Origin of the sequence: Halalkalibacter alkaliphilus (genome assembly GCF_023555415.1) — a bacterium.
In the GTDB taxonomy this organism is placed as follows: Bacteria; Bacillota; Bacilli; order Bacillales; family Bacillaceae_D; genus Halalkalibacter; species Halalkalibacter alkaliphilus.
Genome location: NZ_JAKRYL010000028.1, coordinates 15,816 through 41,888, shown reverse-complemented (window position 1 = coordinate 41,888; position 26,073 = coordinate 15,816). Strand labels below are relative to the sequence as shown.

Genomic DNA, 26,073 nt, shown 5'->3' with positions numbered 1-26,073 from the left:
CGTATTACATGCCTTCATCTTCAAACCGTTTCAGGTCATTTTTATGACCAATAACGACTAACATATCACCTTCATGAATGATCTCATCTGGCAAAGGAGAAACATTAATTCTTTCGGCTCTTTTTATCGCTAAAATTGTACAACCGTACTTTGCTCGAACATTTAGATCAACTAATGATTTATTGTGAATTTTCCTTGTCGCTAACAATTCCACAATGCTATATTCCTCTGATAATTCAATATAGTCTACGATTTTTTCAGAATTTAAATGTTGAGCAATTCTAATTCCCATATCATGCTCTGGATGTATGATACGATCTGCCCCTATTTTCTCTAATACTTTATGGTGATAGGCATTTTGAGCTTTTACCCATACATTTTTAACGTTCATTTCTTTTAATAGAAGTGTTGTCAAAATACTTGTTTGTATATCATCCCCAATTGCAACAATGACATATTCAAAGTTTCTTATACCTAGAGATTTTAAAGCTTTTTCATCTGTTGAATTGGCAATAACTGCATGCGTAGCAAACGTTGCAAATTCATTCACTTTGTGATCTCGATTGTCAATAGCTAAAACTTGATGTCCCATTTTGTATAGTTCTTTACAAATACTTCCACCAAATCGCCCCAAGCCAATTACAGCAAATTGCTTTTTTACTGCCATTTACCCCCACTCCCTTTTAGTGCATTTTAAAAACTCCTCTTTTTTGAGCTTTGTCAATCCGTTTTATCACTTTACGACTAGCGATACTTTATCCTATGGTTCCTCTAAAAAGTCACACTCGTTCAAGAATATGCTCTAAAAATTCCGAAGATGAAGTCAAGGCATCTCCTCCACCTTGAATAAGCGATTCACTTCCCCCGCCTTTTCCAGAAATAATAGGTAATGCAGCCAATACAGGCTCCTTACAGTTGAGGATTGATTCTTTCCCTCTAGCTGCGACAACTTGTAAGCGATTCTCATTTTTTGAAACGAAGAACACAGTACACTTAGGAGCTTGACCTGTTATTATTTGAGCTAACTTCTGTAATTCTTTTATCGATCTATCTTCGTATGTACGCCCAATAACCAACTCGTCTGAACTAAGTAATTCTTTCGCCTCATAAGAAAGCAATTCTTCCTTGAGCTTTTCAAGTGATTTTTCCAATTCTTTTTCTTTGACAAGTCTTTGCTTTATAACATGCACAAGATCTAGTTCTGGTGCACTCATTAAATCAGTTAAAGCAAGTAAGACAGATTGTTTTTTATCAAACTGATTTAACACACGGTTTCCGCAAACGAACTTTATTCGTATGTTTTTCTTTTGCCTTTCCCAATTCAGTACTTTAATCACTCGAACTTCTCCAGTTGATTTAGGATGCGTTCCACCACAGGCGTTATAATCAAAATCCGGTATTATGACAAGGCGAATATCTTTTGTTACAGATGTTGTTTTTCTTAATCGATAATGTCTCAGTTCATCATTGTCCACCCATTTCGTTTTAATAGGTCGATTTTCAAGTATAATGTTGTTTGCTAATTGAACAGCTTCTTTTACTTGAGCTTCTGACAAATCCGGGGTATGCAGGTCAATCGTTGATACTTCTTTTCCTAAATGAAAACTGACCGTTTCTAGATTAAATAGGTCTGCAAATGATGCTGATAAGAGATGTTGACCAGCATGTTGCTGCATATGGTCAAATCGCCTTTCCCAATCAATGCTTCCATGTACAAGGTCATCACTATCAAGAGGCTTGGATACGTAATGACGGATTTCACCGTCCACCTCCTCAACTCCTATTACAGGCTCCTTTTCAAGTTCCCCTATATCATGAGGCTGCCCCCCTCCTGTTGGGTAGAAAACCGTCTCATTTAGGACGATGTACCATTTTCCATCATTATCGAGTTCCTGTTTGATAACTCTGGCTTGAAATTGTTTTAAATAGGCATCTAAATAATATAATTTATGCATATACAATATACTCTCCTTACACAAAATTCTCTCAATATTGTTATCATACCACTTCATCATACATGCATAAATAACTCTTCTTAACAGATACTTCTCTTGAAAGGAGTGTTTATAATGGCACAAAACTTAAATGAAATCATGTCAACAGATGTAATCACGATCGAAGCTTCTCAGTCTATTCAAGAAGCCGCCTCAATGATGAAGTCAAAGGATATCGGATCGATCCCTGTTGTAAAAAATGGCGAACTAGTAGGGATTATTACAGACAGAGACATTACGATTCGTGCTACAGCAGATGGAGACGATACACATGCTTCTGTGGAGGAATGCATGTCAACAAATCTAACTGTAGCATCTCCAACAACCGATCCTCACGAAGCCGCAAACATGATGGCAGAGCACCAAATTCGCCGATTGCCAGTTGTAGAAAACGGAAAAATTGTTGGGATGGTAGCGATTGGAGATTTGGCTACTCAAAACATTTATGAAAATGAAGCCGGAGAAGCACTTTCTGAGATCTCAGAAAAAGATCACGGCCTATCGTAAAAAGGAAGAGGGCACAAAAGCCCTCTTTTTTTGTTTCAAACATTCTCAACATGTAAGCTACTAAAAAAGCAGCTTAAACATTTTGTTTAAGCTGCATGCCATCTATTTTATTATTTTTGATAACCACCAAACTGTTGTTCAGCTTGTTGGACAAGTCGCTTAGTGATCTCGCCACCAACAGATCCATTTGAACGAGAGGTTGAATCCGAGCCAAGTTGAACACCAAACTCTTGTGCGATCTCGTATTTCATTTGATCTAAAGCTTGTTCTACTCCTGGTACGACAAGTTTATTGCTGCTGTTGTTTGCCATTTGATATCACCTCGCTTTTTACTTTGTACTAACTATCGTGTGTAATCTAGTTTTACTTATGTATTTTCCTAACTGGTAATGTTTTCATTTCATTGAAGAAGACCCTAGTTATTCACTAGGGCCTTCATTCGTACTATGTGTAAAACCAAAACAGCTATGTTATTTATTGTTCTTACGATTCTTACGGTTGTTACGGTTGTTTAATTCTTGTGCATCATTTTCTTCTGCAAATTCAACATTTGCATTTTCTACCTCAACATTGTTGTTATTTTTGTTTTTGTTACGCTTTGCCATTGGTATCACCTCCTTAGCCAAGTATATTATTGCCTTACGTTAAAAAAAGCATTCCAATAATTAATGTCTTTTTTTAGAACATTTCCTCATTCGTAATCCAAATACATGCACATCTGAAATCAGCGTTATATAATATACATAGGTAAGGAGGTTGTTTTAATGGGAATTCCAAAACCACTCGTACAAACAAATCAAGCGTTTATCGTTATTACTGTACTTTTGAGCTTGCTTCTTTCTAATTGGATATTACTTATCCCATTTATCATTGGAGTTATTACACTTGTAACGAAGCGTAATATAATTATGGTAGTAGGCAGAAAGTTATTAAAGAAGCCAAAAGATAAGTACATTCTCGAAGATCCTGATCAACAAATTTTCAATCAATGGATCGCAACTATTTGTCTTGGTTTATCTTTGTTGTTTTTCAATGTAGGATTTGTGAAACTTGGTTATGTATTTAGCATTATGGTCCTGTTAGCAGCAGGCATTGCTCTACTTGGATTTTGTATCGGCTGCACCATTCGCTACCGTTACATGATGTGGAAGCATAAGCGAATCAATTAAACAAAAGAGGGTATTGAAAAAAGGAAGACTACCTTTTTCAATACCCTCTTTAATTTTACATGATTTAAAGTTCTAACTAAGAACTAACATGATATAATTTATGTAAATATTTAGTGTATAGAAAGAAGGACGAACAGAATGCAAGCTCAACAAAAACAAATCGATACTCAAGTCCCTGAACAAAAAACGGCATATCGTATTTTACTCATTATTGGATTTGTACATCTCTTAAACGACACGATTCAATCTCTCGTTCCTGCAATGTTTCCTATTTTGCAACAATCGATGGGATTGACTTTTACACAGCTCGGGCTAATTGCCTTTTCGCTAAACCTCACCTCATCACTTATCCAACCAGTTGTCGGGACATTTACGGATAGAAAGCCATCTCCTTACGCTTTACCCATTGGCCTTTGTTTTACTTTTATAGGTGTGCTTGGAATTGCTTTTGCTCCTTCGTTTTTATTTGTCGTCCTTTCAGTCATTTTTATTGGACTCGGTTCAGCAACCTTTCACCCTGAAGGTTCTCGTGTTGCTTATATGGCAGCGGGCAGCAGGCGCGGCCTTGCTCAATCAATTTATCAAGTTGGTGGAAATGCAGGTCAAGCACTTGCACCTTTAATTACAGCTCTTATTCTAGTGCCTTTAGGGCAATTTGGCTCAATCTGGTTTACAATTTTAGCCGCAATAGCTATTGGTCTTCTTATTTATATTGCACGATGGTATTCCGTTCAAATTAATACGAACACGATATTTACCGCACCGAAAAAAGCGCAAAACAAAGTAGAGAATACTAGTAAAAAGAAGAAAACAATTATTATGGCCATTTGTTTGCTTGTCTTCTTAGTCTTTGCCCGTTCTTGGTTTCAAGCTGGTATGACAAACTTTTATGCTTTTTATTTGATTGAACAATATAAAATGTCTATTGGGCAAGCACAAGTTTACTTATTTATCTTTCTAGCTTTTGGGGCAATCGGAACATTTGCTGGTGGCCCTTTGGCAGATCGCTTTGGAAAGCGCAATATCATCATGCTGTCAATGCTCGGTTCAGCACCACTCACCCTTTTACTTCCACATGTTGGAACTATTGTTATATATCCATTAATTGCGATTATTGGATTTATTATTTTATCAAGCTTCTCTGTATCTGTCGTCTATGCGCAAGAACTAGTCCCAGGTAGGATTGGAATGGTATCTGGACTCATTGTCGGCCTTGCGTTTGGGATGGGGGCTCTAGGTTCTGTCGGCCTTGGGCTTATGGCCGATGTGATCGGTTTAACAAACACGATATTGTTTACAGTAACCCTTCCATTAATCGGTATTTTAACTTTCTTTTTACCTTCTGATAAATGGATTGAGGAAAACAACTCATGAAAAAAATAGAGCTTGAACAAATTCTTAATGGTTTGTTCAAGCTCTTTTTGAAGAAATACTTACTGTAAGATTTGGTCCAAGTTTTTAAGCTCTAACTCATCGAATTTCTTTAACATTTTATCCTTATTGATGTTAAAGATGGACTCTTCAAGCGTACATTGAATATCAACCTCACAATGAATCGTTGCGAGTTTTCTACATAAATGCAGCATATCAATTTCTTCTTCTATTTTTTTCCGCTGGCCTTTTGTAAGCAATTCAATATTTTCTAAAATGCCTTCAATTGAATCATGAGATTGCAGTAGTCGTAATGCCGTTTTTTCACCGATCCCTTTTACACCAGGATAATTATCACTACTATCACCCATTAATGCTTTTAGATCAATCATTTGTGCGGCACGTATCCCTTTTTCGGTATGAAACCTTTCTTCATTAAACACATCATAATTTCCGTATCCTTTTTTTAAGAGAATAACAGACACATTTTTATCTAACAATTGTAAAATGTCTTGATCGCCAGTTAATATTGCAACCTCTGAATGTTGACCCATCTCCTTTGCCAATGTTCCAATACAGTCATCAGCTTCAAACCCTTCCAAGCCAATATTTGGAATGTCTAGATCCCGGACAACTTCCTTCACTAAATCAAATTGAGGAATCAACTCTACTGGTGGTTCTCCTCTGTTTGCCTTATATTCTGGATATAACTCAGTTCTATATGTTTTACTTCCCATATCCCAGCAACAAATGACATGTGTCGGCTGGTGTTCATTTATAGCTGTAAATAAATGTTTCACAAACCCATGAATAGCATTAGTCGGAACACCTTTGCTATTGACCATAAAATACCCGCTCATTGCCGTCGCATAAAATGAACGAAACAATAATGCCATTCCATCTACAAGTAAAATCTTCTTTTTATCCATATGCTAAACTCCTTAATAAACAACATAAAAGGGGTTATGCCAAAAGGTCCGATTTTGACCTTCTAGCATAACCCTGAAGCAACGAGCGTAGCGCCATTGCAACCTTTGTTACAGTCTTTTTTTAGACAAACCCTTGTACATTATTATACACGTTTTGGCTTAACCTCTAGTTGTAATAGGCCACCAATGGAATCCATCATCTGCAAGTAATTTATCTGCTTGCTTAGGACCCATAGAACCAGCCTCATACGTAGCTACTTCGATGTCCCTGCTTTCCCACGCTTTAGAAATGGTATCAATAAATGTCCAAGATAAGTCCACTTCATCCCAATGAGCAAAGTTCGTCGCATCTCCTAGAATACAATCATAAATTAAACGTTCATAAGCTTCAGGTGTATTAGATGTATCTACACAATCATGGCAATAGTCAAGTTGAACTGGTGTTGTTTCACCTGAGGTCCCAACTTTTTTTCCATTGAGCTGTAAAGTAATTCCTTCATCTGGCTGAATGGAAATTTCCAATAAATTAGAATATCTTTGCGAGTCTTCATTATAATATAGATTCATCGGTCTGTCCTTAAATTGAATCACAATCTTAGTTGATTTCTGAGTCATTCGTTTTCCAGTTCGAATATAGAATGGAACTCCCGCCCAGCGATGATTATCTATCAAAATTTTACCAGCAACATAAGTCTCAGTAATTGAATTAGGATCTACATTATTTTCTTCTCTATACCCTTTAACTTCCTCCCCTTGGATTACACCCGTTTCGTATTGACCTCTAACGAAATAATTTGGCGTTTCCTCAATAGAGAAATTTCTAAGAGCACGAAGAACTTTAATTTTCTCACTTCTAATTTCGTCTGTTGTGAGACGTATAGGCGGATCCATAGCAAGCAATGAAACCATTTGAAGCATATGATTTTGTACCATATCACGAAGGGCTCCAGATGTCTCATAATATCCACCGCGATCTTCGACACCTAATGTTTCACTTGAAGTGATCTGAATGTTGGATATGTATTGATTGTTCCATAATGGTTCAAAGATCGCATTAGCGAATCGGATAACCTCAATATTTTGTACCATATCTTTTCCTAAATAGTGATCAATACGGTAAATTTCATCTTCTGAAAAAGCTTGGCGTATCTCGTTGTTTAACTTTTCAGCGGATGGTAGGTCCCTGCCAAAAGGCTTTTCAATAATAAGCCTTGTCCAGCCACTTGTCTCCGTTACTTTTTCCGATTTCAGATTTGAAGCAATTGTTCCAAAATACTCTGGCGACATTGCCATATAGAAAATACGATTTCCAGGGATTTCGTATTCCTCATCAAATTGTTTCAACTTTGAATCTAATTCATGGTACGACTCTTTATTGGTCACATCAAAAGGAAGGTAGTAGAAATGGGAACAAAATCTTTGAACCAATTCAGGGTCCTCTCCTTGAGGTATTGAATTCGTAACATTCTCACGTAACGTTTCATCTGACCAATCTCTTCTTGCTACACCGATAACGGCAAAGTTTTCTGACAATTTTCCCGCTTTATATAACTTATAAATGGACGGAAATAATTTTCTTTTTGCTAAATCTCCTGTTACTCCAAAAATAACAAAAGCTGTTTTAGGGTTCTCTATGTTTTTCATTCGTCCAGCCTCTCTTTACGTAGTTCTCTCTTCTCCTATATAAAAAAGTAACGCAAACTTACTCATTAAGTCAACTTCCGAAACTCATTATCTTCATTTTTGCCATCAAAAAGATAAAATAACCGCATTAGATTTTTTATTAATTCTATTGATAATACGTTGTTACGGAAAGGATAAACAGAAAAAAGCAAAAAGAATTTCTTTATTCTGATATTTTCTGACTCAATATTTCATTTTTTTCGACTTTTTATAATATTATACGAAATGGTAAATCTAGTCCAGTTCATTTTTTCAATTAGGTAAAAAAATATGTCTTTTTATTGAATTTAATGTGTGGATTAAAGTAAAAGAATCCATTAAATCATCGAGAACCGTATTTTATAACTTCTTCTAAACTCATCTAACATTAAATAAAGACCTAACCCCTATCTGTGTTATTACTCCTAGAAAAATAGACTAAAAATGTATAGTTAATCTTTTTTTAAGTCGTTAGAATTGATCATACGACTCATTTTTAAAATTATCGACAAAAAATATTTTATCAAACCAATTTGATACAAGAACTATACCTTTCGTATGAAATACACAACTTCAAAACAAGTCAAATTTTATTTGCCTAGCACTTCCTTTCGAGTTACGAAATAGACAGCTTTACGTGCTATGAGAACTATTTAATAAAAGAAAAAAAATAAAACTAATAGACTATTCTAATTTCAAAATTTCAAGTTCATTAGTGCCCCTAAACATTTAGTTCGTTCACATACTAACCTATTTTTTAGGTCTTTTTTAGTATATCCCTCCGAGAAAAAAGTTATATCAAAATATCAACCGAGTGGTCAAATTACAATTATCTGTTTATAATGCGATTTGTGTGACACAAATGACAAAATTTGGAGGGGTTTATTTGAAAAAGAAAAAGCTACTACTAACTACTGCACTAGTTGGAACAATGGCATTTGGTGCAACTATCCCCACTTCCCTTGCGCATGACGCACTCGGTTCAGATGTTAATAAAGGGGAAGAACGTATCGTTTTCTCAAATGAAGATTTAAAGACGTTAGAAAGCAGCCTGTTAAAGGGGAGGAAAAATGTTGGAAATTTCTATGAAGCTGCTGCTGTACAAATACAAGAGTTAGAAGGTGTTCAGAATAACACTGCTGATGTTTATGCCCATAACGGATATGCTTATTTAGGCACTCATACAGCAAATGGTGGAAATGGCGGAGTTCGCGTATTTGATTTAAAAGATCCATCAAATCCAGTTGAAATTGCTGTATTTGCTCACGATGTTCCATATACATGGCAAGAAAAGGTCATTGTTAAATCTGTGAATACACCACACTTTAAAGGTGACCTTGCAGCTGTAAGCGTGCAGCAAACATCTCGAAACAATTCGAGCAGACCAGACAGCGTTGGAGGTGTGCTTTTATACGATGTAACCGATCCAACTGATCCACAAAAATTAGGCTTTTATCAATTAGATAGACGAATTACTGGGACGCATGAGCTGTATTTAACGACTCAAGGAAATCGCGCCCTTGTATTGGCATCTAGTCCTTATGCTGATTATTATACACACGGGGAAAATGAAGATTTTCAAATTATCGATGTTTCAGACCCTTCAAACCCTGAAAAATTATGGGGGTCGGATCCAAGAGAGCTAGAAGAAATTTCAGAAAAGTTTAACGGATATCACTGGGACGCACCTGATGGACATACAAGACCTGTTTTTAACCACAGTGTCATTACCGATAATAATGGGCAATATGCGTATGTATCCATGTGGGATTTAGGAACAGTGATCTTTGACATTCAAGATCCAGAAAATCCTGTTTACCTTGGAAGAACAGAGTATCGAGATGACCAAAAAGGGGCTGCTCATTCGGCTGCTTTAGCTAGGGGCGGCAACATATTAATTGAAACACGGGAAGTATCCAATCCGGTTGGGGATGGTTATGAAGATGCATATGGATATACACGTATCCTTGATATTAAAGATAAAACAAATCCTGTCCTTCTTAGTGAATTTACGACTGAGTTAACGTATGATATTCCTGAAACATCACAAGGTAGAACAACTTTTGCTAAAACTGTTCACGATCCAAAGGTACACGGAAATACACTATACTTATCATATTATTCTGGTGGAGTAATTATGGTTGATATTACTAACCCTAATAATCCAACTGAAATCGGTCGCTATACGCCTGAATCTGCCAATGTTTGGGGAGTCTTTGTAGACCGTAACTATGTATTAGCATCAGATATGGGACAAGGATTAAAAGTATTAGCAAGAGGTAACAAAGTAGTTAACAACGGAAAGGGGCGTTAACTAGTACTGGATAGGGATAACTCTAACTAGTCGATTCGACCAGTTAGAGTTATCCTGTTATTTTTGACACCTTAATACAATACTCCCTACCTTCCCATCTAATTCTTGTTGCAATCGTTGATGCTCATCTAACATGTCTAATAATTTTGGATCAATATTCGGAGAAAGTGAAATTTCAATCGGTTGGCTTTCTATAGTAGTAGAATTCAATAATGAATCTATTTTCGTGAATCCTGTTTGCTCAAGCTTTTCTTTCCATTGATTTTCTGTATTACATTCTTGTAGTTGATAAAATCCTTTAAAGCGATTGAGCTCATTTTCATTTAATGATTGTACAAGCGACATTTCGTTTAAAATTAGAATTCCTTTGTCTTTTAGAACTCTGTAACATTCCTCTAATGCTTGATTTGCATCGACAAAGGCTAGTACTGATTCACAAATAATGTAATCATATGTGTTATTAGAAAAAGGCATCTGTTCCACTGACCCTTCGACCACGTTTATTGTTGTCCCTACTTCTTTACACTTTTTTTGGATTGTTTCAATCATCCTAGAATGATTTTCAATTGTGTCAACCTTGCAATGAAAAGCTTCTCTTAAAAATAGTGCTGTATCACCTGTCCCGCATCCAACATCTAATACTTTCATCTCTTTCTTAACTAGCTCTTTCTGAAAAATGTACTTTGTACGATCCACTCCACCTGGATGAGCACTTCCGATCCCGATTTCACAAAGAAAATCTACATAGCTATAATCATCCATTTTTCCTTCCTCCTCTTTTTTGTATTGTATGAATTGGATATTGACTTGTGCTTTAGGATAGGTGCGTATTTTCCTTTATGCTAGGCCGATTAATAAACAACTCACTTCTAGAAAAATAGAATAAAGTGAACAAGTTATTTTTATGAAAGGAGAGTAACAAATGGGATATTATGAACTTTGTTGCCGTTATACAGGAAGAGATGTAACGATTACTTGTATAGACGGAAAGAAATACTCAGGAAGAATTACTCATGTTACAGACACTCATGTATACCTTCAACCGACTAGTTCTCATTTTAGGGGCTTTGGCTACGGTTATGGATGGGGATATGGATATGGCAGACGAAGATTTGGATTTCCAATTGCACTAGCTGCAATTACAGGCTTTGTTTTAGGTGCAGCATTATGGTGGATCTAATAAGATGAGGATGGGCTTAAGTGCCCTCCTCATCTATTTGTTAAAATTTTAAAGCCTATACGCTTCTCAATTTAATAATTCATTAGCACCCACAATCATATCCATATCCGTATGTTGGCGCAGCTGTTGTATATTCTGGAACAAACCAGCTCGCTCCCACAATTACTAGTAAAATAAATAATACAACGATTAGAGAAAATCCCTCTGTCATCTCTAACACTCCTTTCAATGTCGTAAAGCTAAACTTCACAATCCTATTCCTATGTTAAATAGTTTGTTTTGATTGGGCTAATGACCTCGTATATCATTTCTTCACGAATTATTTATTCTTTTATAGGTATTGATACATGCACAAAGAATCAGAAGGAATAAACTATAAATAGAGTGGTTATGAGGAGGTCATCCAATGGATGATATGGAGAAAAAACAGAAAGAATTAGAGTTAAAAATAAAAGAATTAGAAGCAAAAATAGAGGCACTTCGTGTAACAAATGAACAACAACTAAATCAAAAAGACATCCCAGAAATTGTCGATAGCATTTTGTCTGAGAAAGAGTTTGCTTTGGCACAAGAAATGGAAAACAAAATGCAGCAACAGCAATTGCAGCTAATAAAATGGTCAGCAGGAACTGGAATTAGTGTCATTGCAGTTGTTATCAGTATTTTCAGGATCTTTTTCATGTAAATCGAATTGGGCAAAAGCTAAGGAGCTTTTTATGTTTATTTTCCTCTTTTTTAACTAGAAACCGATTAGCTCCTCTTATGCCCTAAGAAGGCGATTTCAGTAATTAGAAAAAAGGTGCACGTTGTAATCGGCATCTTACCTCGATTCAAGCTCCACCCCATTAACATACTGCATTTTCTTTAATGCAAAATAAATATCAGTCGTATAAATCTTCTCATCGACTAACAATAGTAATTCCATTTGTTGTAAATCTGAATCGCCCAAATCTTTTACCCTGACTTTCCTAGCTTTCATTTGGTTCTCTTTCAATTCTTTTAGAATAAATGTAAGTTTCTCTGCAGAGCTAACCGTTATTTTCACTTTTATTTCCTTTTGCCTTAGCGCTTTTGGTCCGATAAATTTAAAAAGAAATGGCAAAAACTCAACACTTATGAGCAAAAGAACTGTTGCAACAATCGCTTCTATCCAAAAACCTGCTCCGCATGCAATACCAATGCCGCCAGCTCCCCAAATCATCGCCGCTGTTGTCAGACCTGAAATCATGTCATTATTTCTTCTCAGTATGACACCAGCTCCTAGAAAGCCAATTCCAGAAACAATTTGTGCTGCAAGTCGTAACGGATCCATTGGTTTGCTATGGGCAGCAGCATAGTTTTCGGCACCAGCAATTGAAACAAAAGTGAGCAAACAACTCATAATTCCAATGACTAAACATGTTTTTAGCCCTAAAGGCTTCCTTTTTAATTCTCTTTCTATCCCAATAACAGTACATAATATCGTTGCAATAGCTAAGTTAAAAAGAAAGCTATTAGGCTCAATCGCTACAAACATAGCATCCCTCCGTTATAATCATTTCTTCTCTTATTTCGCTATTTCTTTAATAATCTCCTCTTTTCAATCAAGATCACACCAAAAGAAGGTGTCTTATAGAATAAGCATTCTCTTAAGACACCTTGCCTTTTTACATTTTTAGTTTCTAAAAAAGAACTACCTAGCTTTAATAAACATTTGTACCCACGCACCATGATAAAATCCAACACCAATTGTATCGTATTGTGGGTTTAAAATATTTTGTCTATGACCAGGGGAGTTCATCCAATCCCTCATCACTTGTTCAGGGGTTGTTTGCCCTTTAGCAATATTTTCACCCGCTGCTTGGTAACTGATTCCAAACGTACGCAACATATCAAATGGTGAACCATAATTTGGACTATTATGAGAGAAGTAATTTGAATTAATCATATCCTGAGCTTTTTTATGTGCTACATTTTTGACATCCGCTCTGTGCTGCACTGGATTTAAGCCACGCTGTCTTCTTTCTTGATTCACTAAAGACACGACTTGATCTTCAAATGCGCTATGATGAGAAGCTTCCGGCTTCAAGCGAATGACTTCCCCAACATGCATGTTTGTAGGTACCACATCCGGATTTAATCTCATTAGTTCACGATAATCTAATCCATATCGTTTGGCAATAAACCAAAACGTATCCCCGCGTGACACCTTATAGTGAGAAAAAGGTGGCTCATTAAACATTTTTACCTCAGCATTTGCAGCAGGTTGAATAGAAAACATCGACATAAGAACAACAGCTACCATTAATACATGTAATCGTTTCATTTCTAACCTCCGAGAATTATGTTTTACAATTTTATTGTCTCTAGGTTTGATAAAACGATACATGAATTTGTCATTTAGGTATGAAAACTTTGATGCCGTTCACTAATATACACCACGAATGTGGGAATGAACCTCACTTTGATAAAAATCTTCTAATTTTGCTAACTCTTCATTACTAAATGATGGAACGTTCACAGCTTGCAAGCTATCTTCTACTTGTTTGACAGTTTTAAATCCCGGAATTGCACAAGTAATAGAATCTTGATCAAGAATATAACGTAATGCAGCTCTTGTCATATTCCCGCGGCCTTCTTCGGTCCATTTTAGTTCATTGCTTAACTCAACACCTTTGTTAAATTCAAGTCCACCAAACGTCTCCCCGACATTAAAGGCTGCCCCATCTCGATTAAAATTTCGATGATCATCTTCTGCAAAGCTAGCACCTTTCGTAAACTTCCCAGTTAATAGTCCACTTGCTAATGGAACACGAGCTAAAATTCCGACTCCTTTTTTTGAAGCTTTTGGAAAGAGCTCATATAATGGCTTTTGTCTTAACATATTGAAAATGACTTGTAATGCTTTCACATTAGGAATATCCAAGCAGTATAGCCCTTCTTCAACAGTTTCTACGCTCACTCCGTAGTGACGAATCTTCCCTTCTTGTTGAAGCTGATCTAACACTTCAAATACTCCTCCATGTTTGATAATTTCAAATGGAGGGCAATGAATTTGGAATAAATCAATTCTCTCCCTTTGTAAGCGCTTCAAGCTCGCTTCACAATAAGCTCTAACACTTTTTTCCGAGTAAGTTTCTAAATCATGAATGTCCCCTGCTCTACAAAACTTCGTAGCAATATAGATTTGATTTTCCTTGCCTTTTGTTGCTCTACCTAGCAATTCTTCTGCGTGGCCATCCCCATAGACATCTGCTGTATCAAAGAAGTTCACTCCAGCATCCATCGCATGTTCTAAACCTAGTACAGCTTCTTGGTCGTTCGATTTTCCCCATGAACCACCAATCGCCCACGTACCAAAACTTAACTCACTCACTTTTAAATCTGTATCCCCTAATTGACGATATTTCATAAATCTCTCCTCCTTATCAATATTAGAGAAAAAAGGGCCAGGAAAACCCTTTTTTCTCTATTTGGCCTATTAAAAATTAAAGTTATCAGGGTCTGGTCCTACACGTTCATCCTTATTTAATCGATTTATTGCTTCCATGTCTTCTTCTGCTAACGCAAAATCAAAAATATTTGCATTATCGATAATCCGTTGTTCTTTCGCGGATTTTGGAATGGTAACTACCTCATTTTGCAAATCCCATCGTAAAATTACTTGTGCAGCTGATTTCCCATATTTTGTTGCAATAGCATTGATCGTATCGTTAGTTAAAAGCTCCCCTTGCTTTAGTGGTGACCATGCCTCTAATTGAATCCCTTGTTCTTTACAAAAAGCTCGTAACTCTATTTGAGCTAAATGTGGATGATACTCAACTTGATTAACCATTGGTTTGATAGCAGCATCCTTCAGTAAGTCTTCTAGGTGATGAACATGAAAATTACTTACACCAATTGCTTTTACACGGCCTTCACTATAAAGCTTCTCTAGAGCTTTCCATGTGTCCTTGTATTTGCCAGCTGTTGGCCAATGAATCAAATATAGGTCTAAATAATCAAGACCGAGCTTCTGCAAACTTGTGTCAAATGCTTTTAATGTTGTTTCATATCCTTGATCAGCATTCCACACTTTTGATGTAATGAAAAGGTCACTGCGATCAACACCAGATTCCTTGATTGCTTGGCCAACCCCCTCTTCATTCCCATAAATAGCAGCAGTATCGATACTGCGATAACCTGCTTTAATCGCAGCTAAAACCGAATCAACAACCTCTTGACCATCACTCACTTGAAAAACACCTAATCCAAACCAAGGCATCTGTACACCATTATGTAATGTTACTGTAGACTGTAAACTTGTCACCATCATGATCCCCTCCTATTTTCATTATCTACCATTTCTCGCAAAAATTAAAATAAATTGACTCAGGGACACTGAACATATGTTTCATTCGAAATAGCTGATAAAAGAGTACTTATCTCTTTAACATACAGTAAATCTAATGAATGCATAGCTCGAGTACAAACCGTATACAACAGTTTGCGCTCCGTCTCTTTGTTATATGAAGACTGAGAAGCATTATAGACAACAACAGCATCAAATTCTACCCCTTTAGCTAAATAAGATGGAATAATTAGAACTGTTGATTCATAGCCAGTTGAATCTTTCTTCATTAAACGGACGTCGAGTTTTTCTCTGATCTCATCATATAAAGTTTCACTTTCCAACGCTGTTTTACAAATAATCGCTATAGTTGAATATGATTTTTTTAGCTCCTCAATTCGGTCAATTAGCGTTTCATTCATGTGGTCATAAGAATCCGTTTTCCAACATTTCGGCTTCTCGCCTTCTCGATTAAATGGCTCAATATCTGCATCAATTATTTGTTTTGCGAAATTAATAATTTGTTTTGTAGATCTATAGCTCTGTGTTAACTCATATCTTTCGATTTCCGCTTCATCATATAGTGATTCCAAAGCCGAAAAGCTACTAATTTTTGAATGCGCATAAATGGATTGGTTTTTATCACCTAATACAGTAAGCTTTGCTCGTGGAAACATATTTTTAATAAAAGCAAACTGAAAGGGTGAATAATCTTGAGCTTCGTCAATAAATACATGACGTATATTTGTATTTACTTGAAATCCTTCAAGCTTTCCTTTCAAATATAAATAAGGTGTTGCATCCTCATACGGGAAAATAGCTTGCCTAATTTTATCCATTGATTGATCTTGCTGCTTCACAGGTAAACTTTTTTTCAATAAATTCAAATAGATTGAAGGAACATCAATAAACCGAAGTTTGCTTATATCTTCTTTCACTTTTTTAAATCTTCTCTTAACGACAAGTGCTCGTAATATTTCTTGTTCTCGTTCGTATTCATAAAACGAATCCGAATCCTTCTTTTTTTCTTTCTCAACTTTATGATGAACCTTCATTAAAACTTCATTATCGAGAAGATCAATTTCTTGTTCAACCCATTCCTGTTCCCGCTCTTTGAGCTCAACTTTTCTAACCTCCTTCAAAAGAATCTCAACAACCATTTGAAAACGATTAGGAATCGACACTGTATCATCTAACTCGTAAAAATAGTGATTAATCTTTTCTTTTGAAATCAATGTTTGCCCTTTAAAAATAACATCTTTAAACACAAGCCCACCTTTTTCAAGCGAAACGATGAAGTCATCCATTATTTGCATATAGTTTAATGAAGATTTCAATTTTATACTCTCAATTTTTTCTTGATATTCCTGGTCATTTCTCGCTGATAAGACATATTCAATCTGATTAAAAGGATCTTCAAGCTTCCATTCATCACCTAATCGAAAATCTAAATAATCTTGAAATGTCGTTTGTTGCATATTTTCTTCCCCAAGTTCCGGCAACACGGTTGAAATATAGCTGTTGAATAAAGGATTGGGTGAAAACAACACAATTTGATCAGCGTCAAGTGTATTTCTGAAGCGATAAAGCAAGTAAGCAACACGTTGCAACGCTGCCGATGTTTTCCCACTACCAGCAACACCTTGCACAATTAACAGCTTTCCTCTATCATTACGAATGATCTGATTCTGTTCTTTCTGAATGGTAGCAACAATGTTCTTCATTTGGGAATCCGATCGGCCGCCTAAAACTTCCTGAAGCATCTCATCTCCAATAGTAATTCCCGTATTAAACATATGCTCAATACACCCTTGACGAATAATATACTGTTTTTTTACATTTATTTCTCCCGAGATGAGTCCAGTTGGAGTTTCATACGAACCCGGTCCAGGTCCATAATCATAATACAAACTAGAAATGGGAGCACGCCAATCATAGACGTAAAAATCCACACCGTTTTTATCGACGAAGGATGCCGTGCCGATATACACAGATTCCGCCTCTGTTTCCCCTTCTTCTAAAAAATCAATTCTCCCGAAATAAGGAGACTCCTTTAGCTTATGTAAACTTTTCAATTGTTTTATATCATGCTGATGACTTCTTTCTCTTTCAGACATAAGTTCTGCCTGTTGTTTAATGCTAGCATGTGTCTCTGCTGCATCATCAGCAGTATCAAAGTTAACAGTAACGTCATCCCAAAATCTCTTACGGATGTCAAGGACGTCTGCTTTAACATCCCCTAATTTTTCTTTTAGCTCTATTTCTCTTTTTTTTACTTCTTCAACAACAAAATTGACTCGTTGTTGTTCCTCTTGCCATTCGTTGCGACTCATTTGCCCACTCCTCAACCACATATTATTGCTTACTAGCTGGTATATACATATTTCAATAAGGATATGCATGTATCCTCTTTTCTTTCCGTATAAAAGGGTAACATTGACGTAAATAATAGTTACATAAATCATACAGGAAAAAGGAGAAAATTATGGCATCTGAGGATTATATTGAAGAGTGTTTATATCGGGTACAAAATTTAATTGATCGCGCACTAACAGAATTGATGGAAGTAAAAATGATTCGCGAAAACGATCCGACAGAATACGCATTCATTCAAAAAGAGCTAGGTGATTTACAAGGTGAATTCGATCAACTTGTAACCGAAGATCAAGACCCTCGCTTAGAGGAGGCACAGAAACGATTAAATGAGGTACGTGAAATTATGGAGAAAGGGATATAAAAGAACTTCTTTTGAAAAAGGTTTACCGAGAAGCTTATTTCAGCTTTTCGGCAACCTTTACTTATGAAACTACAATTAAGAACGGTAAGTAAGATCAAACCATTCTTTTGCTTTCTCTACTTCTTCTCTAACAAGTTGATGACCTCCATCAACCCAATACTCCGTTACTTCTGCATTAGCTTTCTCTAAATCGCGTGCTAATTCTTTCGTTTCTTCTAATGGAATAAGCGGATCACGTTTTCCAGCTCCGATAAATACAGATGTCCCAGATAGTTCAGGAATATCTACACCCCTACGTGGAACCATAGCGTGAAATAGAATTGCTCCATTTAATGCTTGTTTATGATGATACATCATACTCGCTGCGATATTCGCTCCATTTGAATATCCGATGGCAACCACGTTGTGACGATCAAATTTATAAGTTTTTGCACTTTCATTGACAAATTCAGTCAATTCCTTTGTTCGGAAAACCAAATCTTCTTCATCAAAGACGCCTTCTGCTAATCTTCTAAAAAAGCGTGGCATTCCATTTTCCAATATATTGCCTCGTACACTAAGAATGTTTGCATCTGGAGCAATCATATTGGCTAAAGGCAATAGATCCTGTTCATTTCCACCTGTACCGTGTAACAGCAATAAAGTTGGTGCATTTTTATTTGTCCCTTTAGTAAAGATATGTTTCATCATGCATTACTCCTTTGTATTTAACGGTTTTAATTTTTCTTCAATTTCAGCACGCTGGTTTTCAAAGTACGGTGGTAAAGAAAGGTTTTCTCCTAGATGCTCAAATGATTCATCCCCTTCAAAACCTGGCCCATCTGTAGCAAGTTCAAATAATATTCCATTTGGCTCACGGAAATAAAGTGAACGGAAATAATACCTTTCAACAAAGCCTGAATTTGGTAAGCGAAGCTGTTTTAAATAATCGACCCATCTTTTCAGCTCTTCTTCACTCTCTACTCGAAAAGCTACATGATGAACACTTCCTCTACCAGGACGCTCCCTCGATAGATCAGAACGCTCTTCAAGATATACTTCTGCTCCTGTACCTCCTTCACCTGTTTCAAAAATACGAACAGGCGGCTGACCTTCTACTAATGATGGATAAGAGGATTTCTCACGGTAGCCCAATACCTCTGTTAGTATTTTAGCCGTCATTTCGGCCTTTGGAACTGTCAACTGCACTGGCCCTAACCCAACAATACCATATTTCACGGGTACAGGACTTTGATCCCACGGTTTTCCTCCCGCTACTCCTTGATTTGTCTCATCTGACACAAGTTCGAGTCGCTGTCCTTCGAAATCACAAAATGCAAGGACTTTACGACCATATCTTGTAAATATGTCATCATGCTCGACATCAAATTCTACGAAGCGTTTTTTCCAATATTGGATCGATTCATCACTAGCTACACGTAGTGATGTTAAAGAGATACTATTGTTGCCATAATACGTCGTTCCAGCATGTGGAATCTCAAAAAACGTTAAATCAGTTCCAGGATTCCCTCGCTCATCAGCATAAAATAAATGATAGACAGACGTATCATCTTGGTTTATTGACTTTTTGACTAAACGCAGCCCAAGGACTTTTGTATAAAAGCGATAATTTTCTTTTGCGTTTGCTGTAATAGCTGAAACATGATGTTGACCTAATAACGGTTTTAATTCCATTTTCTTCACTCCTATTCATTTATTTTTTTACGATTTGTCATGTAACTTTTTTAAAATAGACAATAATTGTTTTTTTTCTGTTCGGTCTAACTTTTCAAATTGGGCTGCTTGGAATGATTCTTGTAACGGAATCACTTCTTCATAAAGCCGCTGGCCTTTAGTGGTTAATGATATCCGTTTCGTTCTCCATTCTTGCTTTCGCAAAATGAGCTCAAGCTTCTCCATTTTAGCAAGCATTTGTGTAATATTTCCTTTGCTCACTAACAATTTATCGGCTAATTCTTGTTGTGATATCGGTTGGAGTGCCCCCACCTGTGCTAACAAATCAAATTGGGCTATTGTCAATCCCCATTTTTTCAAATGCTGATTCGACAAGCGATTACTTTGGTTATAAAAACGCGCTAAGCGGAACCATAATAATAACCCTAATCTAATATCTTTTGTTTTTCCGAAGGCTTCCTTAGACAAGAAATTCTCACTCCTTCAGTGATTCTTGTTATCAGTTTATAACTAAACTGATAACTTGTAAAGAGTTTATAACTAACTTTTTTAAAGTGTATAATAATTAGCTATTTTTATCCTTCTTATAATTATCTTTTCGATAGCAAAAAAGAGGCTGCCTCAAAGTGAGACAACCTCTTTTCTATACACTCATTTAGTTATTAATCGTATCTAAAATGTCATACAATTCTTCTAAATGTGTAATTTCAAAATCTGGAATGACTTCATTTCTTTCTTTGTTATGGCGGTTAATCCAAACAGATTTCATTCCAACACGTGATGCACCTAAAATATCTGTCATCAAGTTGTCACCTACCATAATCGCCTCATCTTTCGTAAGTTCCATTTTCTCTAGTGCGTGTTCAAAGATGGTCGGATCTGGCTTTCCTCTTCCAAACGCACCAGAGATGATAATTTGATCAAAATAAGGAACAAGTTCTGGTGTGATCTCTAACTTAGTATTTTGTAAGTCTGGGGAACCATTTGTTAAAAGCAATAACTTGTATTTACCTTTTAATTCGTCTAATACTTGGAATGATTCATCATAAACAAAAGGATGCTTGCGTCTTTCAGCCGGGAAACGCTCCGCTAACTCGTAACCAAATTCTGGATCATCAATTCCGAGTTCCTTTAATCCTCTTGTCCATGCTTCTTTACGATAAGTTGGTACAATTTCTTTCATCTTTCGGAAGTTCTCGTCATCATCTAAAAAGTTACCCCATAAACCTTCAAATGGATTAATCCCAATCATTTTTGTGAAATCATACGTCTCATAGCTAGCATACAACTCACTTGCTTCCTTGCGAACTGCCTCTTCTAATGCATCAACATCAAGATTGTATTTGTCAGCTGCTACTTGACATGTTGCTTCAAATGCTTTTTTGACACTGCGTTGATCCCAAAGCAATGTATCATCAAGATCAAAGAAAATTGCTTTTATCATTTCCGAATCCTCTCCTACCACAATATATTCACTTACTAGATTACCGAACTAGGCCACATAAGTAAATAGAATCCGTTAACTGTGGGAATTGAAAATAGTGATTTTCTCTTTTTCAATTGCCTCGAGCCATTGCTACTTTAATAGAGTCCAAAAAAGTCTGTTTTTACCTTTTCAGTAACTTCCTATCGTTTCGTCTGAAGTTTTACGCTTTCTGGTAAAATTTCTTTAACGAGAGCTAATAAGTTATGATCTTCATATAACTGTTCATCAAAAATAGTCGCGATGCCCTTATCTTGATGTGTTCGAATTAATCGTCCTAATCCTTGACGCAAACGAAGTAACATATATGGAATATCCACTTCCTTAAAGGAATCTAACGCTGCATTTCTTTTCGCCGAAAAGACTGGGTCATTCGGTGGGAATGGTAGAGACCATATTATGACATTTGATAATGATTCACCTGGTATATCGAGCCCTTCCCATAAACTAAGAGCACAAAGTACAGAATTTGTTTCTTGTTGGAAATTCGATATTAGTTGACTAATTTCCTGATCACCCTCAAACAACAGGTCCCACTTGGAAAAGTCGCGATCTTCAATCGTCAATTGTTTAAACTGTTGAAGCTCCTCTTCACTTCTAAAAAGAAGTAACGCTTTCCCGTCCGTTTCTTCGAGTAACGTTTTCGCATAATAAACTTTATCTTTTACTGATTGAATAACAGGCGCGAACAATTCCATTTGTTCACTGTATTCAAATGGAGACTCAACAGAGAATGATAAATAATCGTTAACCCCTATGCTGCTTGCCAAATAATCAAATGAACCATTCGTAGACAGCGTGGCTGACGTAAATAGAAATGGTAATTTTTTTAAAAATACCTTTTCTTTTAATACCTCTTCCACTAGTCTTGGCATAATGACTAGAGTGACACCTAATTCTCCTTCTTCAACCCAGGAGATTACATTTTCAACACTTACAAAAATCTTTAATGCATGATGAATCATATCAAGATGCTCTTCAACAATCTTCAGCTGGTAGGCGTCGATCGTATACATTTCACTTTCAAAGACAATCTCATCTTCTAACTTTGCAATCAATTCGATCATCCGAGTTGCTTCCCCTAGAAGCTCTTTTGAAAAACTGATTTCTTTCCGATCGGATCCTTCTACTTTTTTAGAATGGTCTCGAAGCACATACGAAAAGTGAAAGCTTTGTGAAATTAGCTCATCCACAAGCACAGCGAATTCTTCTCTTACATCATTTTCTAATAAGCGTGTTAATAGTTCTTCAATGATATCATGTCGCATCTTGTATGTAAGTGCTTTTTGAGCCGCAACTTCAAGCAAATGACCCTCATCAAAAATAACCGTACTCGGTTCAGGTAAAAGAGGAAGCTGACCTTCACGAATTCTAGAATCATATGTCCAAACATGCTCCATATAAAAATCATGAGAACAAATTAACAAATCTGTAGATTTGCGATAGTGCTCTCGTGAAAGCGTCAGTCCACAGCGATGACGTTTATCACAAACAAAGCAGTCTTGAAACGAGTCCCACCCAACTTTTTTCCATTCTTCATTATTTAAATGTGCGTATTCTTTCCGATCGCCATAATGGTGAAATGATTGTAACGTTTGGTTTGAATGGACGAAAGCAGGGAGGTCTACATGAATGTCATCATATATTTCAGCATACTCGTCTTTTGAGCGTTCAAAGTCTAGCTTTTGCAAGCAAAGATATTGATCTTTTGATTTTGCTAATCTCACATCAATCGTTAACCCTAAAATGTTAGAAAGTTTATCAATGTCCCCATCCTTTTTGACTAACTGCTCAATGAGTGACTCATCAGCACAAGCAATAATCGCTGGTTTTCTCATATATCTAGCATAACAAATCGCATACAAAAGATAGGCAATTGTTTTTCCTGTCCCCACTCCTGCTTCAGCAAACATGATTTTCTTATCAATAAATGCTTTCTCCATTTGAAATGCCATAAAAATCTGTTCATCCCTAAGCTCTAGTCCAGCTTCTGGCAAAATATCGTAAAATACATCTCCAATCCATTCATTTAATCTCTCAAAAAATGGCTGGCTTCTATCGTATGAAAATGGCAACTGTGTATTTGTTTTCAAAAAAAGTCCTCCGTATCTTCATAAAAAAGTCAATAGATTATTATCTTAAAAAAAACGTAATTTGTCAAAGGCTACTTATATAAAAAAGGCAACCAACTTTTTAATTGGTTACCCTTTTACGTAAATCAATTTAAACTTGAACCATTCCCCATTCATGTAAATGTAAGCTCCTCACACCTTTTATTACATAAGGATCTTTTTCAGCTAATTGCTTTGCCTCTTCCAATGAATCGGCCTTATATATGACAAGTCCGCCAGCCCCATCTGCAAAAGGACCTTTCGCAAAGATTTTCCCCTCTCCTTCGAGCTTTTCAAGAAACTCTAAATGTTCGGCACGATATGTAGCATTCAATTCTGGCTTTTCCATTAATAAAATGGCAGCAAAATAAGACATGAACATCCTCCCTCTCTTTTAATTTATTATATTATCGTTACCAGCATTCCCTTGTTCAATTGAGTTTGCGTAATATTCGATAATTTCTCTTCTTCTAATAATTCCAATAAAAATTCCATGGTCATCAACCACAGGGATAAAATTTTGTGATATGGCTAGTGTTAATAAGTCTTTCATTTTTGATTCAATTCGAACAGGTTTGTTTTTCATTTTTCTAGGAATATCTTTCAACTGAATTTGTTCAGCAAGCTCTAACGTAAACGATTGGATATCCTTTACTTGCCACAGGAGATCACCTTCTGTTAAAGTACCAATGTACTTTCCGTGACGATCAATAATAGGGACAGCAGAGTACTTGTGATATTCCATTTTCTCTAACGCTTGTCTCATCGTTGAGTCTAAATCTAAATAGGCTACTTCTGCTTTTGGCACTAAGAAAAATGAGATATTCATAGACGTTCTTCCCTTTCACAACTTTGTCTACTCTATTATACTCGATTTCAGAACAATTTACCAAAAGCTAGATTAACATGCAACCCATGTAAAAAAGCAACGCGAATAGCGTCGCTTCAAATTAATAATTCATATACCCCATTCAATTGCTCGACCCGCTCTTCATCTTGTTCATTCTTAGCATAATCCAATTCATATTGCAGAACTAAATTCAAGATTGTCGCTTCGTTATCTTCGAGATCCCTTACAAATTCATCTTCATCTTTGTATTGTTTCGTTTCTAACTTATGATAAATCCTTTGGCAAATTTGATGGTTATCAAGATGATTGGATAATGATTCACGTAAATACCCTAAGTTAGAGTCCAATGTCGTCATCCTTTCTGTTTCAACATACTTACTATATTAGAATGTGGAATCACTTGAAAATAATTCATATGGTGGTGAATTATTTTTCAGCCAAAACTTTGATGGTTCATTCACAATTTAAGGTACTGCCATTTTGCTGCTTTATTTTCGATTTACATTATTATTACCTTTACACATTCTTTAGACTCTTTCTATTTGTATACTCTAACAACGAAACAAAAAGGCGTCTCGCTAATGTCAGACGCCTGTTTAAGTTATTTTACCTCTATTGTCCAGCTATATGTATCTGCTATCTTCCCTGTTTGTATACCTGTTAATGTATCGTAAAGGCGCTGTGATAATTCACCAATTTCTCCCTTGTTAATTTGGATTTTCCTTTCGCCCCAATTTAACTCTCCAACAGGAGAAATAACTGCTGCCGTACCTGTCCCAAATGCCTCTTCTAATTGACCTTGCTCGTATGCTTCATATAGTTCTTCTAACGAAAGCTTTCTTTCTGTTATAGGAATTCCCCAATCTTTTAATACCTCAATGATCGACATTCGCGTAATCCCTTCAAGAATGCTTCCATTTAGCTCTGGTGTGATGATTTCACCATTCACCTTGAAAAACACATTCATACTACCAACTTCTTCGATATACTTCTTTTCAACTCCATCTAACCAAAGAACTTGAGAATATCCCTCTTTTGTCGCTCGTTCTTGAGCCTTATAAGCAGCAGCATAGTTTCCAGCTGTCTTCGCCGTCCCTGTTCCACCACGAACTGCCCTCGTATATTCATCTTCGACATAAATCCGAACAGGCTGAATCCCCTCTTTGTAATAAGAACCAACAGGAGATAAAATGATAATGAATTGATACGTTTGTGAAGGTGCAAGACTTAAATTCGGTTCTGTCGCAATAATAAATGGACGAATGTATAATGAATTCCCTTCTGCCTTTGGTACCCACTCTTTTTCTACTTTAAGTAGCTGTTTTAAACAATTTAGGGCTAACTCTTCATCTATTGCTGGAATACTTAATCGATCACTTGATAAATTTAATCTTCTAAAATTTTTCTCAGGGCGAAACAAAAGAATCCGATCCCGAGGTGTACGGTACGCTTTTAACCCCTCAAAAACGGTTTGTCCATAATGAAAGATCATAGCCGCCGGATCTAATGTGATCGGTTCATATGGGACGATTCTTGGATCGAACCATCCTTTATCAGCTTGATAATCCATGACAAACATATGATCAGAAAAATGCTTGCCAAAAGCAATCTTATCTGCATTTGGCTTAGGCTTTTTGTCTTTGCATTCAATAAAATTTACAGTTACATTCGCCAAAATCATTACACTCCTTTGTAATCTCATATGTAATTATTGTAAATAGTTCCCTTAAAGAATACAAGAATACATTACCATTTTATAGAAAAAACGAGAGTGATACTTGTC

29 protein-coding genes are annotated in these 26,073 nt (G+C 36.3%); 7 read left to right on the top strand and 22 right to left on the bottom strand.

The genetic code is table 11. The features are described 5' to 3' along the window. Positions 1–4: 4 nt before the first annotated feature. Positions 5–667, bottom strand: coding sequence for a potassium channel family protein (locus MF646_RS19990; RefSeq protein WP_250098268.1), 663 nt, complete (start codon positions 665–667; stop codon positions 5–7). A 112-nt stretch (positions 668–779) separates the two neighbouring features. Next, positions 780–1,955: an alanyl-tRNA editing protein gene (locus tag MF646_RS19985; RefSeq protein ID WP_250098267.1), complete on the bottom strand. Its 1,176-nt coding sequence runs from the start codon at positions 1,953–1,955 to the stop codon at positions 780–782. Between the two features lie 114 nt (positions 1,956–2,069). Between MF646_RS19985 and MF646_RS19980 the strand changes: the two genes are divergently transcribed. Beyond that, positions 2,070–2,501 (top strand): CBS domain-containing protein, encoded by a 432-nt coding sequence (locus MF646_RS19980; RefSeq protein WP_250098266.1) that lies wholly within the window; start codon positions 2,070–2,072, stop codon positions 2,499–2,501. A 110-nt stretch (positions 2,502–2,611) separates the two neighbouring features. Here MF646_RS19980 and MF646_RS19975 read toward each other — a convergent pair whose 3' ends face one another. Both MF646_RS19975 and MF646_RS23330 read right to left on the bottom strand, forming a co-directional pair. After that, complete coding sequence (locus MF646_RS19975) at positions 2,612–2,812, bottom strand: alpha/beta-type small acid-soluble spore protein (protein WP_250098265.1); 201 nt, start codon at positions 2,810–2,812, stop codon at positions 2,612–2,614. A gap of 159 nt (positions 2,813–2,971) precedes the next feature. Further along, the gene (locus MF646_RS23330) at positions 2,972–3,106 is read right to left on the bottom strand and encodes a hypothetical protein (protein ID WP_275980387.1); all 135 of its coding nucleotides are present in this window, start codon (positions 3,104–3,106) and stop codon (positions 2,972–2,974) included. Positions 3,107–3,265: 159 nt separating this feature from the next. Here MF646_RS23330 and MF646_RS19970 point away from each other — a divergent pair, with 159 nt between their 5' ends. Next, complete coding sequence (locus tag MF646_RS19970) at positions 3,266–3,670, top strand: DUF4395 domain-containing protein (protein WP_250098264.1); 405 nt, start codon at positions 3,266–3,268, stop codon at positions 3,668–3,670. A 138-nt stretch (positions 3,671–3,808) separates the two neighbouring features. Further along, complete coding sequence (locus MF646_RS19965; protein WP_250098263.1) at positions 3,809–5,044, top strand: MFS transporter; 1,236 nt, start codon at positions 3,809–3,811, stop codon at positions 5,042–5,044. Positions 5,045–5,103: 59 nt separating this feature from the next. Here the strand turns inward: MF646_RS19965 and MF646_RS19960 are convergent, their stop codons facing one another. Further along, the gene (locus MF646_RS19960) at positions 5,104–5,970 is read right to left on the bottom strand and encodes a 5'-3' exonuclease (RefSeq protein ID WP_250098262.1); all 867 of its coding nucleotides are present in this window, start codon (positions 5,968–5,970) and stop codon (positions 5,104–5,106) included. A 159-nt stretch (positions 5,971–6,129) separates the two neighbouring features. Beyond that, entirely contained in the window at positions 6,130–7,614 is a 1,485-nt protein-coding gene (gene zwf, locus MF646_RS19955; RefSeq protein ID WP_250098261.1) for a glucose-6-phosphate dehydrogenase, read from the bottom strand. A 904-nt stretch (positions 7,615–8,518) separates the two neighbouring features. Here zwf and MF646_RS19950 point away from each other — a divergent pair. After that, complete coding sequence (locus MF646_RS19950) at positions 8,519–9,946, top strand: LVIVD repeat-containing protein (protein ID WP_250098260.1); 1,428 nt, start codon at positions 8,519–8,521, stop codon at positions 9,944–9,946. A gap of 57 nt (positions 9,947–10,003) precedes the next feature. Here MF646_RS19950 and MF646_RS19945 read toward each other — a convergent pair whose 3' ends face one another. Beyond that, positions 10,004–10,708 (bottom strand): class I SAM-dependent methyltransferase, encoded by a 705-nt coding sequence (locus MF646_RS19945; RefSeq protein WP_250098259.1) that lies wholly within the window; start codon positions 10,706–10,708, stop codon positions 10,004–10,006. A 160-nt stretch (positions 10,709–10,868) separates the two neighbouring features. Between MF646_RS19945 and MF646_RS19940 the strand changes: the two genes are divergently transcribed. Beyond that, positions 10,869–11,126 (top strand): hypothetical protein, encoded by a 258-nt coding sequence (locus tag MF646_RS19940; protein ID WP_250098258.1) that lies wholly within the window; start codon positions 10,869–10,871, stop codon positions 11,124–11,126. Positions 11,127–11,208: 82 nt separating this feature from the next. Here the strand turns inward: MF646_RS19940 and MF646_RS19935 are convergent, their stop codons facing one another. Then, positions 11,209–11,337 (bottom strand): YjcZ family sporulation protein, encoded by a 129-nt coding sequence (locus tag MF646_RS19935; protein WP_250098257.1) that lies wholly within the window; start codon positions 11,335–11,337, stop codon positions 11,209–11,211. Positions 11,338–11,532: 195 nt separating this feature from the next. Here MF646_RS19935 and MF646_RS19930 point away from each other — a divergent pair, with 195 nt between their 5' ends. Further along, a complete protein-coding gene (locus MF646_RS19930; RefSeq protein WP_250098256.1) occupies positions 11,533–11,811 on the top strand; it encodes a hypothetical protein in 279 nt (92 codons plus the stop codon). 135 nt (positions 11,812–11,946) lie between these two features. On the opposite strand, the gene MF646_RS19925 is transcribed toward MF646_RS19930, so the two are convergent. The 5 genes from MF646_RS19925 to helD form a co-directional block, all read right to left on the bottom strand. Further along, positions 11,947–12,642 carry an MgtC/SapB family protein gene (locus MF646_RS19925; RefSeq protein ID WP_250098255.1) on the bottom strand — a complete coding sequence of 232 codons (696 nt, stop codon included), beginning with the start codon at positions 12,640–12,642 and terminating at the stop codon, positions 11,947–11,949. 156 nt (positions 12,643–12,798) lie between these two features. After that, positions 12,799–13,431 (bottom strand): CAP domain-containing protein, encoded by a 633-nt coding sequence (locus MF646_RS19920; protein ID WP_250098254.1) that lies wholly within the window; start codon positions 13,429–13,431, stop codon positions 12,799–12,801. Positions 13,432–13,533: 102 nt separating this feature from the next. Further along, positions 13,534–14,517, bottom strand: coding sequence for an aldo/keto reductase (locus MF646_RS19915; RefSeq protein WP_250098253.1), 984 nt, complete (start codon positions 14,515–14,517; stop codon positions 13,534–13,536). Positions 14,518–14,586: 69 nt separating this feature from the next. Next, positions 14,587–15,420 (bottom strand): aldo/keto reductase, encoded by an 834-nt coding sequence (locus MF646_RS19910; RefSeq protein WP_275980386.1) that lies wholly within the window; start codon positions 15,418–15,420, stop codon positions 14,587–14,589. Between the two features lie 56 nt (positions 15,421–15,476). Continuing rightward, on the bottom strand, positions 15,477–17,768 hold the full coding sequence (gene helD, locus MF646_RS19905) for an RNA polymerase recycling motor HelD (RefSeq protein WP_250098251.1): 2,292 nt from the start codon (positions 17,766–17,768) through the stop codon (positions 15,477–15,479). A gap of 152 nt (positions 17,769–17,920) precedes the next feature. Between helD and MF646_RS19900 the strand changes: the two genes are divergently transcribed. Next, on the top strand, positions 17,921–18,172 hold the full coding sequence (locus MF646_RS19900) for a hypothetical protein (RefSeq protein ID WP_250098250.1): 252 nt from the start codon (positions 17,921–17,923) through the stop codon (positions 18,170–18,172). 75 nt (positions 18,173–18,247) lie between these two features. Here MF646_RS19900 and MF646_RS19895 read toward each other — a convergent pair whose 3' ends face one another. The 9 genes from MF646_RS19895 to MF646_RS19855 all read right to left on the bottom strand — a co-directional run bounded on the left by MF646_RS19895 (position 18,248) and on the right by MF646_RS19855 (position 25,965). Further along, on the bottom strand, positions 18,248–18,862 hold the full coding sequence (locus MF646_RS19895) for an alpha/beta hydrolase (protein WP_250098249.1): 615 nt from the start codon (positions 18,860–18,862) through the stop codon (positions 18,248–18,250). A 3-nt stretch (positions 18,863–18,865) separates the two neighbouring features. After that, positions 18,866–19,846 (bottom strand): ring-cleaving dioxygenase, encoded by a 981-nt coding sequence (locus MF646_RS19890; RefSeq protein ID WP_250098248.1) that lies wholly within the window; start codon positions 19,844–19,846, stop codon positions 18,866–18,868. 27 nt (positions 19,847–19,873) lie between these two features. Next, positions 19,874–20,314 (bottom strand): MarR family winged helix-turn-helix transcriptional regulator, encoded by a 441-nt coding sequence (locus tag MF646_RS19885; RefSeq protein ID WP_250098247.1) that lies wholly within the window; start codon positions 20,312–20,314, stop codon positions 19,874–19,876. Between the two features lie 187 nt (positions 20,315–20,501). After that, positions 20,502–21,290, bottom strand: coding sequence for an HAD family hydrolase (locus tag MF646_RS19880; RefSeq protein ID WP_250098246.1), 789 nt, complete (start codon positions 21,288–21,290; stop codon positions 20,502–20,504). Between the two features lie 182 nt (positions 21,291–21,472). Next, positions 21,473–23,422, bottom strand: a complete 1,950-nt coding sequence (locus MF646_RS19875; protein WP_250098245.1) for an ATP-dependent DNA helicase — start codon at positions 23,420–23,422, stop codon at positions 21,473–21,475. Between the two features lie 130 nt (positions 23,423–23,552). Further along, a complete protein-coding gene (locus MF646_RS19870; RefSeq protein ID WP_250098244.1) occupies positions 23,553–23,816 on the bottom strand; it encodes a YciI family protein in 264 nt (87 codons plus the stop codon). Between the two features lie 18 nt (positions 23,817–23,834). Continuing rightward, positions 23,835–24,269, bottom strand: coding sequence for a CBS domain-containing protein (locus MF646_RS19865; RefSeq protein WP_250098243.1), 435 nt, complete (start codon positions 24,267–24,269; stop codon positions 23,835–23,837). Between the two features lie 116 nt (positions 24,270–24,385). Beyond that, positions 24,386–24,637 (bottom strand): sigma-G-dependent sporulation-specific acid-soluble spore protein CsgA, encoded by a 252-nt coding sequence (locus MF646_RS19860; protein ID WP_250098242.1) that lies wholly within the window; start codon positions 24,635–24,637, stop codon positions 24,386–24,388. A gap of 254 nt (positions 24,638–24,891) precedes the next feature. Further along, positions 24,892–25,965: a branched-chain amino acid aminotransferase gene (locus MF646_RS19855; protein WP_250098241.1), complete on the bottom strand. Its 1,074-nt coding sequence runs from the start codon at positions 25,963–25,965 to the stop codon at positions 24,892–24,894. Positions 25,966–26,073: the final 108 nt, after the last annotated feature.

Excerpts from the sequence above, each read along its gene's own strand:
- MF646_RS19900 (WP_250098250.1), top strand. The coding sequence starts at position 17,921 with ATGGCATCTGAGGATTATATTGAAGAGTGTTTATATCGGGTACAAAAT.
- MF646_RS19880 (WP_250098246.1), bottom strand. The coding sequence starts at position 21,290 with ATGATAAAAGCAATTTTCTTTGATCTTGATGATACATTGCTTTGGGAT.
- MF646_RS19985 (WP_250098267.1), bottom strand. The coding sequence starts at position 1,955 with ATGCATAAATTATATTATTTAGATGCCTATTTAAAACAATTTCAAGCC.
- MF646_RS19990 (WP_250098268.1), bottom strand. The coding sequence starts at position 667 with ATGGCAGTAAAAAAGCAATTTGCTGTAATTGGCTTGGGGCGATTTGGT.
- MF646_RS19970 (WP_250098264.1), top strand. The coding sequence starts at position 3,266 with ATGGGAATTCCAAAACCACTCGTACAAACAAATCAAGCGTTTATCGTT.
- MF646_RS19960 (WP_250098262.1), bottom strand. The coding sequence starts at position 5,970 with ATGGATAAAAAGAAGATTTTACTTGTAGATGGAATGGCATTATTGTTT.
- MF646_RS19980 (WP_250098266.1), top strand. The coding sequence starts at position 2,070 with ATGGCACAAAACTTAAATGAAATCATGTCAACAGATGTAATCACGATC.
- zwf (WP_250098261.1), bottom strand. The coding sequence starts at position 7,614 with ATGAAAAACATAGAGAACCCTAAAACAGCTTTTGTTATTTTTGGAGTA.
- MF646_RS19965 (WP_250098263.1), top strand. The coding sequence starts at position 3,809 with ATGCAAGCTCAACAAAAACAAATCGATACTCAAGTCCCTGAACAAAAA.
- MF646_RS19945 (WP_250098259.1), bottom strand. The coding sequence starts at position 10,708 with ATGGATGATTATAGCTATGTAGATTTTCTTTGTGAAATCGGGATCGGA.
- MF646_RS19940 (WP_250098258.1), top strand. The coding sequence starts at position 10,869 with ATGGGATATTATGAACTTTGTTGCCGTTATACAGGAAGAGATGTAACG.
- MF646_RS19975 (WP_250098265.1), bottom strand. The coding sequence starts at position 2,812 with ATGGCAAACAACAGCAGCAATAAACTTGTCGTACCAGGAGTAGAACAA.
- MF646_RS19865 (WP_250098243.1), bottom strand. The coding sequence starts at position 24,269 with ATGAATATCTCATTTTTCTTAGTGCCAAAAGCAGAAGTAGCCTATTTA.
- MF646_RS19920 (WP_250098254.1), bottom strand. The coding sequence starts at position 13,431 with ATGAAACGATTACATGTATTAATGGTAGCTGTTGTTCTTATGTCGATG.
- MF646_RS19935 (WP_250098257.1), bottom strand. The coding sequence starts at position 11,337 with ATGACAGAGGGATTTTCTCTAATCGTTGTATTATTTATTTTACTAGTA.
- MF646_RS19870 (WP_250098244.1), bottom strand. The coding sequence starts at position 23,816 with ATGTCTTATTTTGCTGCCATTTTATTAATGGAAAAGCCAGAATTGAAT.
- helD (WP_250098251.1), bottom strand. The coding sequence starts at position 17,768 with ATGAGTCGCAACGAATGGCAAGAGGAACAACAACGAGTCAATTTTGTT.
- MF646_RS19910 (WP_275980386.1), bottom strand. The coding sequence starts at position 15,420 with ATGATGGTGACAAGTTTACAGTCTACAGTAACATTACATAATGGTGTA.
- MF646_RS19890 (WP_250098248.1), bottom strand. The coding sequence starts at position 19,846 with ATGGAATTAAAACCGTTATTAGGTCAACATCATGTTTCAGCTATTACA.
- MF646_RS19915 (WP_250098253.1), bottom strand. The coding sequence starts at position 14,517 with ATGAAATATCGTCAATTAGGGGATACAGATTTAAAAGTGAGTGAGTTA.
- MF646_RS23330 (WP_275980387.1), bottom strand. The coding sequence starts at position 3,106 with ATGGCAAAGCGTAACAAAAACAAAAATAACAACAATGTTGAGGTAGAA.
- MF646_RS19925 (WP_250098255.1), bottom strand. The coding sequence starts at position 12,642 with ATGTTTGTAGCGATTGAGCCTAATAGCTTTCTTTTTAACTTAGCTATT.
- MF646_RS19930 (WP_250098256.1), top strand. The coding sequence starts at position 11,533 with ATGGATGATATGGAGAAAAAACAGAAAGAATTAGAGTTAAAAATAAAA.
- MF646_RS19895 (WP_250098249.1), bottom strand. The coding sequence starts at position 18,862 with ATGATGAAACATATCTTTACTAAAGGGACAAATAAAAATGCACCAACT.